Below are 14,375 nucleotides of genomic sequence, written 5' to 3'. Positions count from 1 at the left end.
CATGTCCGCCAAGCTTGAACTGCTTAGCCAGAACCTGCAGAAGCATTTCGGGGACCGGATCGTCGGGCTGGAAACGGCCTTGGGCGAAATTACCATCGACGTCGATGCGGCCGTCTATCCGGAGGTGATGCTCGGTCTGCGCGATGAGCCGGAACTTCGTTTCGAACAGCTGATCGACCTGTGCGGCGTCGATTATTCGACCTACGGCGACGGCCGCTGGCAGGGCAAGCGTTTCGGCGTCGTCTCCCATCTCACCTCGATCACCCACAACTGGCGCCTCCGCGTCCGCTGCTTCGCGCCGGACGACGATTTTCCCGCGGTGCCGTCGGTGGTCGCGATTTGGAACTCGGCCAACTGGTTCGAGCGGGAGGCCTTCGATCTGTTCGGGATCGTCTTCCCGGGGCATACCGACCTGCGCCGTCTGCTGACCGATTACGGCTTCATCGGGCATCCTTTCCGCAAGGACTTCCCGATCAGCGGTTATGTCGAAATGCGCTACGACCCGGAACAGAAGCGCGTCGTCTATCAACCTGTCACCATCGAGCCGCGGGAGATAACGCCCCGGATTGTCCGGGAAGAGAATTACGGGGACGTGGAAAATGGCTGATATCCAGAACTACACCATCAATTTCGGGCCCCAGCACCCGGCGGCGCACGGGGTGCTGCGCATGGTGCTCGAGCTCGACGGCGAGGTCGTCATGCGCGCCGATCCGCACATCGGCATGCTGCACCGGGCCACCGAGAAACTGGCCGAGACGAGGACCTGGATTCAGTCGGTCCCGTACATGGACCGGCTCGACTACATGTCGATGATGTGCAGCGAGCATGCCTACTGCCTGGCCATCGAACGGCTGCTCGGCATCGAGGTGCCGATTCGCGCGCAGTACATCCGGGTGCTGTTCGACGAGATCACCCGGGTACTGAATCATCTGCTGTGGATCGGCGCGCACGGCCTCGACGTCGGCGCCATGACCATGATGCTGTACGCCATGCGCGAGCGCGAGGATCTGGTCAACTGCTACGAAGCGGTTTCCGGAACGCGCTGGCACGCCGCCTATTATCGCCCCGGCGGGGTTTACCGCGACCTGCCGGACAGCATGCCCCAGTACAAGGAATCCAAGTGGAAGAGCGGCGCCCGGCTGAAGCAGCTGAACGAGGTCCGCAGCGGCACCTTCCTCGATTTCCTCCAGGATTTCGTCAATCGCTTCCCGAAGATTCTCGACGATTACGAGACCCTGCTGACCGACAACCGGATCTGGAAGCAGCGGTTGGTCAACGTCGGCATCGTGTCGCCCGAGCGCGCGCTGCAACTCGGCTTCACCGGCCCCATGCTGCGCGGCTCCGGGTTCGCCTGGGACTTGCGCAAGAAACAGCCGTACGAGGTGTATGACCGTCTCGATTTCGACATTCCGGTCGGCGTGACGGGCGACTGTTACGACCGCTACCTCGTGCGGGTGAACGAAATGCGCCAGTCGAACCGCATCCTCCAGCAGTGCATCGATTGGCTGCGCGTCAATCCCGGCCCGGTGATCACCGACAACCACAAGGTCGCGCCGCCGCGCCGTGTCGAACATGAAGTCGAACATGGAAGAGCTGATCCACCATTTCAAGCTGTTCACGGAAGGCATCCACGTCCCGGAAGGGCAGGTCTATGCGGCCGTCGAGCATCCCAAGGGGGAATTCGGCATCTATGCCGTTTCCGACGGCGCCAACAAGCCTTACCGGCTGAAGATCCGTCCGCCGGGTTACGTCCATCTGTCGGCCATGGACGAGCTGGTGCGCGGCCACATGATTGCCGACGTGGTGACCATGGTCGGCACTATCGATATCGTTTTTGGCGAGATAGACCGCTGATGCTGACTACAGAATCCATACAGAAAATCGATCGGGAGATCGCCAAGTATCCTGTCGAACCAGAAGCAGTCCGCGGTGATGGCGGCGCTGGCCATCGCGCAGGAAGAGTTGGGTTGGTTGCCGAGCGAGGCGATCGAATTCGTGGCGAACTACCTCGGCATGGCGCCGATCGCCGTGTATGAAGTCGCCAGCTTCTACAACATGTACGATCTCAAGCCGGTCGGCAGGCACAAGCTGACGGTGTGCACCAACCTGCCGTGCATGCTGTCGGGCGGCGTCGATGCCGCCGATTATCTCAAGAAGAAACTGGGCATCGATTTCAACGAGACGACCCCGGACGGCAAGTTCACGCTCAAGGAAGGCGAGTGCATGGGAGCCTGCGGCGACGCGCCGGTCATGCTGGTGAACAATCGGCGCATGTGCAGCTGTATGCAGCCGGAGCAAATCGACAAACTGCTGGAGGAGCTCGAATAATGGCACTCCTCGGCGCGATCAACCCGCTACTGACCGCCGGCTGGAACGGCGACGGCGCATGGCATCTGCAGGATTACGTCAAGCGGGACGGCTACAAGGCCCTGCGCAGAATCCTCGAAGAAAAGATTCCCGCAGAGCAGGTCATCGGCGAAATCAAGAAATCGGTCCTGCGCGGGCGGGGCGGCGCGGGCTTCCCCACCGGCCTGAAGTGGAGCTTCATGCCGAAGGACTTCAGGGACGACAAGTACATCGTCTGCAACACCGACGAAGGCGAGCCGGGCACGTTCAAGGACCGCGACATCCTGCGCTACGACCCGCATTCGGTGATCGAAGGCATGGTGATCGCCGCCTACGCGGTCGGCGCGGTACGTGGCTACAACTACATCCACGGCGAGATCTGGGATATCTACAAGCGCTTCGAGGAAGCGCTCGACGAGGCGCGCGCTGCCGGCTTCGTCGGCAAGAACATCCTCGGTTCGGGCTTCGATTTCGAGCTGTTCGCCCACCACGGCTACGGTGCCTACATCTGCGGCGAGGAGTCCGCGCTGCTCGAATCGATCGAGGGCAAGAAAGGGCAGCCGCGCTTCAAGCCGCCATTCCCCGCCAGCGTCGGCCTCTACGGCAAGCCGACCACCATCAACAACACCGAGACTTTCGCCGCGGTGCCGTTCGTCCTGAACATGGGCCCTGACGCCTATCTCGAGGCCGGCAAGCCGAACAACGGCGGCACTAAACTGTTCTCGGTCTCGGGGCACGTCAACCGTCCGGGCAACTATGAAATTCCGCTCGGCACGCCGTTCGCCACCCTGCTCGAAATGGCCGGGGGCATGCGCGGCGGGCGCAAGCTGAAAGCCTGCATTCCGGGAGGATCGTCCGCGCCGGTGCTGCCGGCGGAGGTGATCATGGACTGCACCATGGATTACGACTCGATCAGCAAGGCGGGGTCGATGCTCGGTTCCGGCGCGGTCATCGTGATGGACGAGACGACCTGCATGGTCAAGGCGCTGGAACGCCTGTCGTATTTCTACTACGAGGAATCCTGCGGCCAGTGCACGCCATGCCGCGAAGGCACCAACTGGCTGTACCGGATCGTGCATCGCATCGAACATGGAGAGGGGCGCCAGGAGGATCTGGACCTCCTGCGCAGCGTGACGACGAACATCATGGGACGGACGATCTGCGCCCTGGGCGATGCGGCGTCGATGCCGGTGCAAAGCTTCGTCAAGCATTTCCGGGACGAATTCGCGTACCACATCGAAAACGGGAAATGCCTCGTCCCGCCGGAAGTACAACGCGCCGGCAGTACGTTCTTCAAGGCGACGGTTTAAGGCTGCGATATGCTAGACATCGAGATTGACGGCAAACAGATTCAGGTGCCTCCCGGCAGCACCATCATGGATGCGGCCCAGGCGCTGGGTACCTACATTCCCCATTTCTGCTACCACAAGAAGTTGTCCATCGCGGCCAACTGCCGGATGTGCCTGGTCCAGGTCGAAAAGGCGCCGAAGCCGCTGCCCGCCTGCGCCACGCCGGTGACCAACGGCATGAAGGTATTCACGCATTCCGAACTCGCCGTGACGGCGCAGAAGGGCGTGATGGAGTTCCTGCTGATCAACCATCCGCTCGACTGCCCGATCTGCGATCAGGGCGGCGAATGCCAGCTGCAGGATCTCTCGGTCGGCTACGGCGCTTCGGCGTCGCGCTACCAGGAAGCCAAGCGCGTCGTGTTCTACAAGGAAGTCGGGCCGCTGATCTCGATGCGGGAAATGTCGCGCTGCATCCACTGCACCCGCTGCGTCCGTTTCGGGCAGGAAATCGCGGGCGTGATGGAACTGGGCATGGCCAACCGCAACATGCATTCGGAGATCCAGACCTTCGTCGGGCGGACCGTCGATTCCGAGCTCTCCGGCAACATGATCGACCTGTGCCCGGTCGGCGCGCTGACCTCCAAGCCTTTCCGCTATTCGGCGCGCAACTGGGAGCTGTCGCGCCGCCGGTCGGTCAGCCCCCACGACAGCCTGGGGACCAACCTGACGGTGCAGGTGAAGAACAACCGCGTGATGCGCGTGCTGCCGCGGGAAAACGAAGAAATCAACGAGTGCTGGATTTCCGACAAGGATCGCTTTTCGTATGAGGCGGTGAATTCGGCGGAACGCCTGCTCAAGCCCATGGTGCGCGTCAACGGCGCCCTGCGCGAAGTCGAATGGAACGTCGCGCTCGACTACGTTTCGCATGCCTTGAAGGACATCGCCAAGAACCACGGCGCGGAGTCGATCGCGGCGCTGGCGTCGCCGCATTCGACGGCCGAGGAACTGTATCTGCTGCAAAAGCTGGTGCGCGGAATGGGGTCCGGCAACGTCGATTTCCGTCCGCGCCGGCGCGATTTTTCCATGGACGGCACGCGCGCCGGCACGCCCTGGCTGGGGATGCGCATCGCCGAAATCAAGGATCTGAACGCCGCGCTGGTGGTCGGCAGCTTCCTGCGCAAGGATCATCCGCTCTTCGCCCAGCGGCTGCGGCAACTGGCCAAGAAAGCCGGCAAGGTGAGCGTCGTCTCGGTGACCGGCGACGAGTCGCTGATCAATCTGCATGCGCAAATTGCGGTCGCGCCACGGCAACTGGCGAGCGCGCTGGCGGAAGTGCTCAAGGCCGCGGCGGCGCTGCGCGGAGCGGTGCCGCCCGCCGGGCTCGAAGGCGTGGAACCGGGCGAGCAGGCGAAGGCCATCGCCGAAAGCCTGGTCAATGGTGAAAAGAAAGCGATTTTCCTCGGCAACGTGGCCGAGCAGGTCGATCAGGCAGGACAACTGCACGCGCTCGGCGCCGAACTGGCCAGACTGACCGGCGCCTCGTTCGGCTTCATCGGCGAAGCGGCCAACAGCGTTGGCGGGTACGTCGCGGGCGCCCTGCCCAGCGGACTCGATGCCCGCCAGATGTTCGCCCAGGCGCGCAAGGCCTACCTGCTGATGGGCGTGGAGCCGGAACTCGATTGCGCCAACCCGCAGGAGGCGCTTGCCGCGCTCAAGCAGGCGGCGCTGGTGGTGATGATGACGCCGTTCCGCAATCAGGCGGCGGCGGATTATGCGGACGTGCTGCTGCCGGTGGCGGCCTTTGCCGAGACCTCGGGCACGTACGTCAGCACCGAAGGGCGCGTGCAGAGCGTCAACGGCGCCTGCCGGCCGCAGGGCGAGGCACGTCCGGGCTGGAAAGTGCTGCGCGTGCTCGGCAACGTGCTGGCGCTGCCGGGCTTCGACTACGAGTCGAGCGAGCAGGTCCGCGACGAGTTCATTCCCGTCGGCACCTCCTTCGTCGGCAACCTCGACAACGGGCTCGATCTGCCCCTGGCGCCGGTAGCGGCGGCTTCCGCCGAAGGGCTGGAGCGCATCGCCGACGTGCCGATCTACTTCGCCGACGCGCTGGTGCGCCGGGCCGCCTCGCTGCAGCAGACGCGGGATGCGGCCGAGCCCGCCGCGCGCATGCATCCGGAAACGCTCGATCGCTTCGCGGTCGCTCCCGGCACCCGCGTCAGGGTGAAGCAAGGGCAGGGAGAGGCCGTTCTCGTCGCCTACGCCGACGCCCTGGTGCCTCCGGGCTGCGTCCGGGTGGCGGCGGCGCACGCGGCGACCGCTGCGCTGGGCGAGATGTTCGGACCGATTAACGTGGAGCGTGCATGATGGTCGAGACGCTGCAGCAACTGTTGCCGGGATTCCTGGTTCCGCATCTGGACTGGTTGATGCAACTCGGCCAGAACACGTTCGGCGCCGCCTGGCCGAACATCGTCACGGTCGTCTGGACGGTGATCAAGGTGATGCTCATCGTCGCGCCACTGCTGATGGTCGTCGCGTACACGACATTCGCCGAACGCAAGGTCATCGGCTGGATGCAGGTGCGCATCGGGCCGAACCGCGTAGGTCCCTGGGGGCTGTTCCAGCCGCTGGCCGACGGTCTCAAGGTCCTGCTCAAGGAAGTCGTGATTCCCGCCAACGCGGACAAGGCCGTATTTCTCCTGGCGCCCCTGTTCTCCTTCGCGCCGGCGTTGATCGCCTGGGCGGTGATCCCGTTCAGCGATTTCCTCGTCCTGGCCAACGTCAATGCCAGCCTGCTGTTCGTGATGTCGGTCACCTCCGTGGGCGTCTACGGAATCATCCTGGCCGGCTGGGCGCCGAACTCGAAATACGCCTTCCTCGGCTCCATGCGTTCCGCGGCGCAGATGATCTCCTACGAAGTGGCGATGGGACTGGCGCTGGTGGTCGTCCTGATGGTCTCCAACAGCCTCAACCTGGTCGATATCGTGCAGGGGCAGGGCCGCGGGCTGTTCGCCGACATGGGGCTGAAGTTCCTGTCGTGGAACTGGCTGCCGCTGCTGCCCATGTTCGTCGTGTACGTCGTGTCCATTTTCGCCGAGTGCAACCGGGCACCGTTCGACCTCGCCGAGGGCGAATCGGAGATCGTCGGCTACCACGTCGAGTATTCCGGGATGGCCTTCGCGGTATTCCAGCTGGCCGAATATTCCGCGATGCTCATGGGGTGTGCGCTGATCAGCCTGCTCTTCCTGGGCGGCTGGCTGTCGCCGGTGGCCTTCCTGCCCGACAGCGCGCTCTGGCTGTTCGCCAAGATGTTCTGCGTGCTGGTGCTGTTCTTCTGGTCGCGCGCCACGTTCCCGCGGTATCGCTACGATCAGGTCATGCGCCTCGGCTGGAAAGTGTTCATCCCGATCTGCCTGATCTGGCTGGCGGTCGTCGCGTGCTGGATGCTGTCGCCCTGGAATATCTGGAAGTGAGAGGCTGGTCATGGGTTCGATGAAGGAAATATTCAATAGCCTTTTGCTCAAGGAGCTGCTCAAAGGGTTGTCCGTGACCGGGCGTCATGCCTTTGCCCGCAAGATCACGGTGCAGTATCCCGAGGAAAAGACGCCGCAGAGCTTCCGCTTCCGCGGCCTGCACGCGCTCCGGCGCTATCCCAACGGCGAGGAGCGCTGCATCGCCTGCAAGCTGTGCGAGGCGGTCTGTCCGGCGCTGGCGATCACCATCGAGTCGGCCGAACGCGAGGACGGCTCGCGGCGGACGACGCGCTACGACATCGATTTGAACAAGTGCATCTTCTGCGGTTTCTGCGAGGAGGCATGCCCGGTGGATGCGATCGTCGAGACGCGCGTCTTCGAGTATCACGGCGAGAGCCAGAGCGATCTGTACTACACCAAACCCATGCTGCTGGCCAACGGCGACCGCTATGAAGCGCAGATCGCCGCCGACCGCGAGCTCGATTCGAAATACCGCTAACGGGCGTCGATACGATGGAATTCAGAACCTTCGTCTTTTACTTTCTGGCGGCGATCCTGGTGTTCGCCAGCCTGCGCGTGGTGACCCTGCGCAATCCGGTGCATGCGGCCTTGCATCTGGTGCTGGCCTTTTTCAGCGCCAGCGGCATCTGGATCCTGCTGCAGGCCGAATTCCTGGCCATCGCGCTCATCCTGGTGTATGTCGGCGCGGTGATGGTGCTGTTCCTGTTCGTCGTGATGCTGCTCGACATCAATCTCGACCGTCTGCGCGAGGGGTTCTGGAGCTATCTGCCGCTCGGCTCGATCGTCGCGCTGCTGGTGGTCGCCGAGATGGGGCTGGTGCTGGGCGGCATGTACTGGGGCGTCCTGGAAAGCGACGTGCCGCAGGCAGAAGCAGGCTACAGCAATGTGCAGGCAGTCGGCCGGCTGCTGTTCACCGAATACGTTTATCCGTTCGAACTGGCGTCGGTCGTCCTGCTGGTCGGTATCGTTGCCGCCGCCGCGCTGACGCTGCGCGGCAAACGCAAGAGCAAGTCGGTCAGTCCGTCGCAGCAGGTGTTCGTCAAAGCCAAGGATCGCGTGCGCATCCTGCAGATGCCGGCGGAAAAAAACGATTGAGGCCGGCGGCGGGTTCCGTCCGGTCACGTGAAGAGCAATTGAACTGAAGAATGTCGTGCGGTAGCGGGTTCCGCTGCCGTTTGCGGAAGGCAATCAGGGAGGCACCTTGTTAACACTGTCCCATTTTCTGATATTAGGCGCGGTCTTGTTCGCGATCAGCATCGTCGGGATTTTCCTGAATCGGAAAAACCTGATCATCATCCTGATGTCGATCGAGTTGATGCTGCTTTCCGTCAATATCAATTTCATCGCCTTTTCACACTACCTGCAGGATCTGGCCGGACAGGTGTTCGTCTTCTTCGTCCTGACCGTGGCGGCCGCCGAATCGGCGATCGGCCTGGCCATTCTCGTCGCGCTGTTCCGCAACCTGAAGACCATCCACGTGGATGACCTGGACAGCCTGAAGGGGTGAACATGGAAATGCAAAAACTCTACCTGCTCGTCCCTATGGCGCCGCTGTTCGGCGCGATCGTCGCCGGCCTGTTCTGCCGCGTGATCCCGCGCTGGCTGGCCCATTCGGTAACCATCGCCGGCGTGGCCATCGCCTTCGTGGCCTCGGTCCTCATCTGCCGGGACGTGGCGGCGGGCAACACCTTCAACGGCCCGGTGTACCAGTGGCTTTCCTCGGGCGACTACACCTTCGAGGTCGGCTTCCTGATCGATCCCCTGACGGTCACGATGATGCTGGTGGTGACCTTCGTCTCGCTGATGGTGCATATCTACACCATCGGCTACATGCACGACGATCCCGGTTACAACCGCTTTTTCAGCTACATCTCGTTGTTCACCTTTTCCATGCTGATGCTGGTGATGAGCAACAATTTCATGCAGCTGTTCTTCGGCTGGGAAGCCGTCGGCCTGGTGTCCTATCTGCTGATCGGCTTCTGGTATACGCGCCCGACCGCGATTTTCGCCAACATGAAGGCGTTCCTGGTCAACCGCATCGGCGATTTCGGCTTCATTCTCGGCATCGGGCTGATCCTGGCCAATTTCGGCACGCTCGACTATCAGACAGTCTTCGATCAGGCGCAAGGCCTGGCCGACGCGACGATCAGCCTGATCCCCGGCTGGGACGCGGCGACGGTCTCGGTAATGAGCGCCACCTGCATCCTGCTGTTCATCGGCGCGATGGGCAAGTCCGCCCAGGTGCCGCTGCACGTCTGGCTGCCCGACTCGATGGAAGGCCCGACTCCGATCTCCGCGCTGATCCACGCGGCGACCATGGTCACCGCCGGCATCTTCATGGTTTCGCGGATGTCGCCGCTGTTCGAGCTTTCGGATGCGGCGCTGTCGTTCGTCATCGTCATCGGCGCGATCACCGCGCTGTTCATGGGCTTCCTGGGCGTCATCCAGAACGACATCAAGCGAGTGGTCGCCTATTCGACGCTGTCGCAGCTCGGCTACATGACCGTGGCGCTCGGCGCGTCGGCCTACTCGGTGGCCATCTTCCACCTGATGACGCACGCTTTCTTCAAGGCGCTGCTGTTCCTGGCCGCCGGTTCGGTGATCATCGGCATGCACCACGACCAGGACATCCGCAACATGGGCGGGCTGCGCAAGTACATGCCGATCACTTGGCTGACCTCGCTGGTCGGTTCGCTCGCGCTGATCGGGACGCCGTTCTTCTCAGGCTTCTATTCGAAGGACTCGATCATCGAGGCCGTCAAGCTGTCGCACATCCCGGGTTCCGGCTTCGCCTACTTCTCCGTGATGGTCGGCGTGTTCGTCACGGCGTTCTATTCTTTCCGCATGTACTTCCTCGTGTTCCACGGTGAGGAGCGCTTCGGCAAGCCCCATGCGGTAGAGGAAGCGCATGGCCACGCGGACGACCATGGCGAGCATGCCGGTGATCACGACGACGAGGAGGTTTCGGCCGATCATCATCACGGCCTCGCGCCGGGACAGAAACCGCACGAAACGCCCTGGGTGGTGACGCTGCCGCTGGTCCTGCTGGCGATCCCGTCCGTGGTCATCGGGTACTTCACCATCGAGCCGATGCTGTTCGGCGACTTCTTCGGCAACGCCATCGCCGTCAATGCCGAAGCCCATCCGGTCATGGAGGAGCTGGCGAGCGATTTCCACGGCGCCGTCGCCATGGCGACGCACGCGCTCTCGTCGCCGGTATTCTGGCTGGCGGTCGCCGGCGTGGTTTCGGCGTGGTTCTTCTATCTCAAGAAACCCGGCATTCCGGCGGCGATCAAGGCCGCCTGCGGGCCGATCTACACGGTGTTGGAAAACAAATACTACTTCGACAAGTTCAACGAAGTGGTGATTGCCGGGGGCGCCCGGCTGCTCGGCCGCGGATTGTGGAAGGGGGGAGACGCGGGGATCATCGACGGCCTGATCGTGGGCGGCTCCGTGCGCGTCGTGGGCTGGATCGCCATGCTGGTGCGCCTGTTCCAGTCCGGCCACATCTACCACTATGCCTTCACGATGATCTTTGGAGTCTGCGCGCTTCTCACTTTCTGGCTCCTGCGCGCCTGAACTGAATAATACGACTGGGAACACTATGTCAGGATTGCCGATTCTCTCGCTAGCCATCTGGGTGCCGATTTTCTCAGGCTGCGTGGTGCTGCTCACCGGGTCCGACCGGAATTCGCCCCTGGCGCGCGCGCTGGCCCTGCTCGGCGCGCTTGCCGGCCTGCTCGTGACCTTGCCGCTTTATGCCGGCTTCGACACGACGACGCCCGCGATGCAGTTCGTCGAACTCCTGCCGTGGATCAGGCGCTTCAACATCAACTACCATCTGGGCGTCAACGGCATTTCGATGCTCTTCGTGATCCTCAACAGCTTCATCACCGTCATCGTGGTGCTGGCCGGCTGGAAGGTGATCGAGAGCAAGGTGGCGCAATACAACGCCTGTTTCCTGATCATGTCGGGCCTGCTCAACGGCATCTTCGCCGCGCTGGACGGCATGCTGTTCTACGTTTTCTTCGAAGCGTCCCTGATCCCGCTCTATCTCATCATCGGCGTCTGGGGAGGGCCGCGGCGGGTGTATGCCGCCTTCAAGTTCTTCCTGTTCACCCTCATGGGGTCGCTGCTCTTCCTCATCTCGCTGATCTACCTGTACCTTTATTCGGGCGGCAGCTTCGCCATCCAGGACTGGCACCAGATGCCGTTGCCGATGCTGCAGCAGAAATGGATCTTCCTGGCGTTCCTGGCCGCCTTCGCCGTCAAGGTGCCGATGTGGCCGGTGCATACCTGGCTGCCGGACGCCCACGTCGAGGCGCCGACCGGCGGCTCCATCGTGCTGGCCGCCATCGCGCTGAAACTCGGCGCGTACGGCTTCCTGCGGTTTTCGCTGCCGATCGCGCCCGATGCCTCGCATGCCTTCTCGGGGCTGATCATCGGCCTGTCCCTGATCGCCGTGGTGTACATCGGCTTCGTCGCGCTGGTGCAGGAGGACATGAAGAAGCTGGTGGCCTACTCGTCCATCGCGCACATGGGTTTCGTGACGCTCGGGTTCTTCATCTACAGCCCGCTGGGCATGGAGGGCGCGCTGGTGCAGATGGTTTCGCACGGCTTCGTGGCCGGCGCGATGTTCTACTGCATCGGCGTGATGTATGACCGGGTGCATTCGCGCCTGATCGCGGACTACGGCGGCGTGGTCAACACCATGCCGAAGTTCGCCGCCTTCTTCATGCTCTTCGCCATGGCCAACGCCGGCCTGCCGGCGACTTCCGGCTTCGTCGGCGAATTCATGGTCATCCTGGCCTCGGTCAAGTTCAACTTCTGGGTGGCCTTCGCCGCGGCCTGGACGCTGATCCTCGGCGCCGCCTACACCCTGTGGATGTACAAGCGGGTGGTCTTCGGCGCCGTGGGCAACCATCATGTGGCCGAGCTGACCGACATCACCGCGCGCGAATTCCTGGTGCTCGCGCTGCTGGCGGCCGGCGCGCTGGTCATGGGCCTGTACCCGCAGCCCTTCACCGAAGTCATGCACAGCTCGGTCAACGAGTTGCTGCGCCACATCTCCGTAAGCAAGATTCAATAATTGGTGTTCGCTATGACGCTTGCCGAAATGCAATTTGTTGTGCCCGAGCTGCGCATCGCCAGCGCCGAGATCTTTGTGCTGGCGATGGCGTGCGCGATCCTGATCGTCAACCTCTTCGTCAAGGACAAGAACCGGACCGTCACGTACGTGCTGACGCAGCTGGCGCTGGTCGGGGCCGCGGTGGTGACCTTCGCCACCAGCACGGGACAGGTTTCCTATACCTTCAGCAACATGTTCGTCAGCGACCTGATGGGCGATCTGCTGAAATTCCTGGTCTATATCAGCGTCATCGTCGTTCTGTTCTATTCGCGCACCTACATCCTGGATCGCCCGGAGATGGCCCGGGGCGAATTCTACGTGCTGAGCCTGTTCGCCACGCTCGGCATGATGGTCATGATCTCGGCCAGCCATTTCCTCACGGTGTACATCGGGATCGAGATGCTGTCGCTGGCGCTCTACGCCATGGTGGCGATGAACCGCAACTCGGTCGCCTCGACCGAGGCGGCCATGAAGTACTTCGTGCTCGGCGCGCTGGCCTCCGGTCTGCTGCTCTACGGCATCTCGATGCTCTACGGGGCGACCGGGACGCTCGAGATTCCGGCGCTGGCCGCGCGCCTGTTCAGCGGCGAGGGGAACGGGATCATCCTGTCCTTCGGCTTGGTCTTCGTGATCGCCGGGATCGCCTTCAAGCTGGGCGTGGTGCCGTTCCACATGTGGATTCCGGACGTGTACCACGGCGCTCCGACCGCCGTGACGCTGTTCATCGCCAGCGCTCCGAAGCTCGCGGCCTTCGCCGTCGTGATCCGCGTGCTGGTCAGCGGGCTGATCGTCGCGTCCCGCGACTGGCAGATGATGCTGATCATCCTCTCCGTCCTGTCCATGGCGGTCGGCAACTTCGCCGCCATCGCGCAGACCAACATCAAGCGCATGCTGGCGTATTCCGCGATCTCTCACATGGGATTCATGCTGCTCGGCATGGCCACCGGCGTGATCATGGGCGACGTGCGCTTCATCTTCAACGCCTACAGCTCGGCGATGTTCTACGTCGTGACCTACGTCCTCGCCAGCCTGGGCGCTTTCGGAACCATCCTCCTGCTCTCCCGCGCGGGATTCGAATCGGACGAGATCAGCGATTTCGCCGGCCTGAACAAGCGCAACTCCTGGTATGCGGCAATCATGATGATGATGATGTTCTCGCTGGCCGGCATACCGTTCTTCGTCGGCTTCTTCGCCAAGCTCTCGGTGCTGCAGGCGGTCGTGGCCGCCGGGCACCTTTGGCTGGCGCTCGTCGCCGTCTTCTTCTCGCTGGTGGGCGCCTACTATTATCTGCGCATCGTCAAGGTCATGTATTTCGATCCGCCGACGAGCACCGCGCCGATCGAGGCGCCGATGGACGCCAAGGTGCTCATGTCGGCCAACGGCCTGGCGGTCGCCCTGATCGGGATTTTCCCGAACGGCCTGATGATGCTCTGCGCGACGAGCTTGACGGGGTCCATCGTCTTTTGACCTTCGGCTCACTTTTTTGAATCGACGACGCCCCGTCCGCCGGGGCGTTTGTCTTTTTCTTCGGCCCGCAAAATGAATACACGTCCTCCGGAAAACCATGCCCACCTTGCCGAGACCACGATCGAAAGTTCGCAGGTCTTTCGCGGCAAGCTCCTCGACGTCCGCCTGGACCGGGTTCGTCTGCCGGATGCGAGCGAGGCGACGCGCGAATACGTGAAGCACCAGGGCGCCGTCGTGGTGATCCCCGTGCTGGATGGCGGCGAACTCCTGTTCGAACGCCAGTTCCGCTATCCACTCGGCCGCGCCATGATCGAGTTTCCCGCCGGCAAGATCGATCCCGGGGAGTTGGTCGAGACTACGGCGCGGCGGGAATTGCTGGAGGAAACCGGCTTTGTCGCCGAAGAATGGCGGCACCTCGGAGTCATGCATCCCTGCGTCGGGTATTCGGACGAACGCATCGAGATTTTCCTGGCGCGCGGGCTGGCGCGGCAAAGCGGGCAAAACCTCGATCACGGGGAATTCATCGACGTGCTGACACTGACGCTGGAAGAGGCCGTGGCGGCGGTCCGCGATGGGGAAATCACCGACGCGAAGACGATCACCGCGCTTTTCTGGGCGGAAAAAGCGCTTCTTTCGCAGTGGTGATCGGGGAAG

Annotated in this window: 11 protein-coding genes and 2 pseudogenes; all 13 read left to right on the top strand. The window is 62.7% G+C overall.

What is annotated here, in order from left to right; genetic code table 11:
- Position 1: 1 nt before the first annotated feature.
- The 13 genes and pseudogenes from QM701_RS02065 (at position 2) to QM701_RS02005 (ending at position 14,366) form a co-directional block, all read left to right on the top strand.
- The gene (locus tag QM701_RS02065) at positions 2 to 607 is read left to right on the top strand and encodes an NADH-quinone oxidoreductase subunit C (protein WP_415165441.1); all 606 of its coding nucleotides are present in this window, start codon (positions 2 to 4) and stop codon (positions 605 to 607) included.
- A pseudogene (locus QM701_RS02060) lies at positions 600 to 1,854 on the top strand (NADH-quinone oxidoreductase subunit D). Before QM701_RS02065 ends, QM701_RS02060 begins: the two are co-directional and overlap by 8 nt.
- Positions 1,854 to 2,328, top strand: a pseudogene (gene nuoE / locus QM701_RS02055) (NADH-quinone oxidoreductase subunit NuoE). The pseudogenes QM701_RS02060 and nuoE overlap by 1 nt, the downstream one beginning before the upstream one ends.
- On the top strand, positions 2,328 to 3,656 hold the full coding sequence (nuoF, locus tag QM701_RS02050) for an NADH-quinone oxidoreductase subunit NuoF (protein WP_415165440.1): 1,329 nt from the start codon (positions 2,328 to 2,330) through the stop codon (positions 3,654 to 3,656). The pseudogene nuoE and the gene nuoF overlap by 1 nt, the downstream one beginning before the upstream one ends.
- Before the next feature lie 9 nt (positions 3,657 to 3,665).
- Positions 3,666 to 5,999 carry an NADH-quinone oxidoreductase subunit NuoG gene (gene nuoG / locus QM701_RS02045; RefSeq protein ID WP_415165439.1) on the top strand — a complete coding sequence of 778 codons (2,334 nt, stop codon included), beginning with the start codon at positions 3,666 to 3,668 and terminating at the stop codon, positions 5,997 to 5,999.
- Positions 5,996 to 7,105, top strand: a complete 1,110-nt coding sequence (gene nuoH / locus QM701_RS02040; RefSeq protein WP_415165438.1) for an NADH-quinone oxidoreductase subunit NuoH — start codon at positions 5,996 to 5,998, stop codon at positions 7,103 to 7,105. The genes nuoG and nuoH overlap by 4 nt, the downstream gene beginning before the upstream one ends.
- Before the next feature lie 10 nt (positions 7,106 to 7,115).
- Positions 7,116 to 7,604, top strand: coding sequence for an NADH-quinone oxidoreductase subunit NuoI (gene nuoI / locus QM701_RS02035; RefSeq protein WP_415165437.1), 489 nt, complete (start codon positions 7,116 to 7,118; stop codon positions 7,602 to 7,604).
- A 14-nt stretch (positions 7,605 to 7,618) separates the two neighbouring features.
- Positions 7,619 to 8,221 (top strand): NADH-quinone oxidoreductase subunit J, encoded by a 603-nt coding sequence (locus QM701_RS02030; RefSeq protein ID WP_415165436.1) that lies wholly within the window; start codon positions 7,619 to 7,621, stop codon positions 8,219 to 8,221.
- Between the two features lie 106 nt (positions 8,222 to 8,327).
- The gene (gene nuoK, locus QM701_RS02025) at positions 8,328 to 8,633 is read left to right on the top strand and encodes an NADH-quinone oxidoreductase subunit NuoK (protein WP_415165435.1); all 306 of its coding nucleotides are present in this window, start codon (positions 8,328 to 8,330) and stop codon (positions 8,631 to 8,633) included.
- 2 nt (positions 8,634 to 8,635) lie between these two features.
- Complete coding sequence (nuoL, locus tag QM701_RS02020; RefSeq protein WP_415165434.1) at positions 8,636 to 10,705, top strand: NADH-quinone oxidoreductase subunit L; 2,070 nt, start codon at positions 8,636 to 8,638, stop codon at positions 10,703 to 10,705.
- Positions 10,706 to 10,730: 25 nt separating this feature from the next.
- Positions 10,731 to 12,215, top strand: coding sequence for an NADH-quinone oxidoreductase subunit M (locus QM701_RS02015; RefSeq protein WP_415165433.1), 1,485 nt, complete (start codon positions 10,731 to 10,733; stop codon positions 12,213 to 12,215).
- Positions 12,216 to 12,242: 27 nt separating this feature from the next.
- Complete coding sequence (gene nuoN / locus QM701_RS02010) at positions 12,243 to 13,721, top strand: NADH-quinone oxidoreductase subunit NuoN (RefSeq protein WP_415165432.1); 1,479 nt, start codon at positions 12,243 to 12,245, stop codon at positions 13,719 to 13,721.
- Positions 13,722 to 13,793: 72 nt separating this feature from the next.
- On the top strand, positions 13,794 to 14,366 hold the full coding sequence (locus tag QM701_RS02005; RefSeq protein WP_415165431.1) for an NUDIX domain-containing protein: 573 nt from the start codon (positions 13,794 to 13,796) through the stop codon (positions 14,364 to 14,366).
- Positions 14,367 to 14,375 lie beyond the last annotated feature (9 nt).

Source organism: Propionivibrio sp. (assembly GCF_047602565.1).
Taxonomy (GTDB): domain Bacteria; phylum Pseudomonadota; class Gammaproteobacteria; order Burkholderiales; family Rhodocyclaceae; genus Propionivibrio.
The sequence above is the reverse complement of the archived record's forward strand: the minus strand, read 5'-3'. Positions and strand labels throughout refer to the sequence as shown.

Excerpts from the sequence above, each read along its gene's own strand:
- QM701_RS02065 (WP_415165441.1), top strand. The coding sequence starts at position 2 with ATGTCCGCCAAGCTTGAACTGCTTAGCCAGAACCTGCAGAAGCATTTC.
- nuoF (WP_415165440.1), top strand. The coding sequence starts at position 2,328 with ATGGCACTCCTCGGCGCGATCAACCCGCTACTGACCGCCGGCTGGAAC.
- nuoG (WP_415165439.1), top strand. The coding sequence starts at position 3,666 with ATGCTAGACATCGAGATTGACGGCAAACAGATTCAGGTGCCTCCCGGC.
- nuoH (WP_415165438.1), top strand. The coding sequence starts at position 5,996 with ATGATGGTCGAGACGCTGCAGCAACTGTTGCCGGGATTCCTGGTTCCG.
- nuoI (WP_415165437.1), top strand. The coding sequence starts at position 7,116 with ATGGGTTCGATGAAGGAAATATTCAATAGCCTTTTGCTCAAGGAGCTG.
- QM701_RS02030 (WP_415165436.1), top strand. The coding sequence starts at position 7,619 with ATGGAATTCAGAACCTTCGTCTTTTACTTTCTGGCGGCGATCCTGGTG.
- nuoL (WP_415165434.1), top strand. The coding sequence starts at position 8,636 with ATGGAAATGCAAAAACTCTACCTGCTCGTCCCTATGGCGCCGCTGTTC.
- QM701_RS02015 (WP_415165433.1), top strand. The coding sequence starts at position 10,731 with ATGTCAGGATTGCCGATTCTCTCGCTAGCCATCTGGGTGCCGATTTTC.
- nuoN (WP_415165432.1), top strand. The coding sequence starts at position 12,243 with ATGCAATTTGTTGTGCCCGAGCTGCGCATCGCCAGCGCCGAGATCTTT.
- QM701_RS02005 (WP_415165431.1), top strand. The coding sequence starts at position 13,794 with ATGAATACACGTCCTCCGGAAAACCATGCCCACCTTGCCGAGACCACG.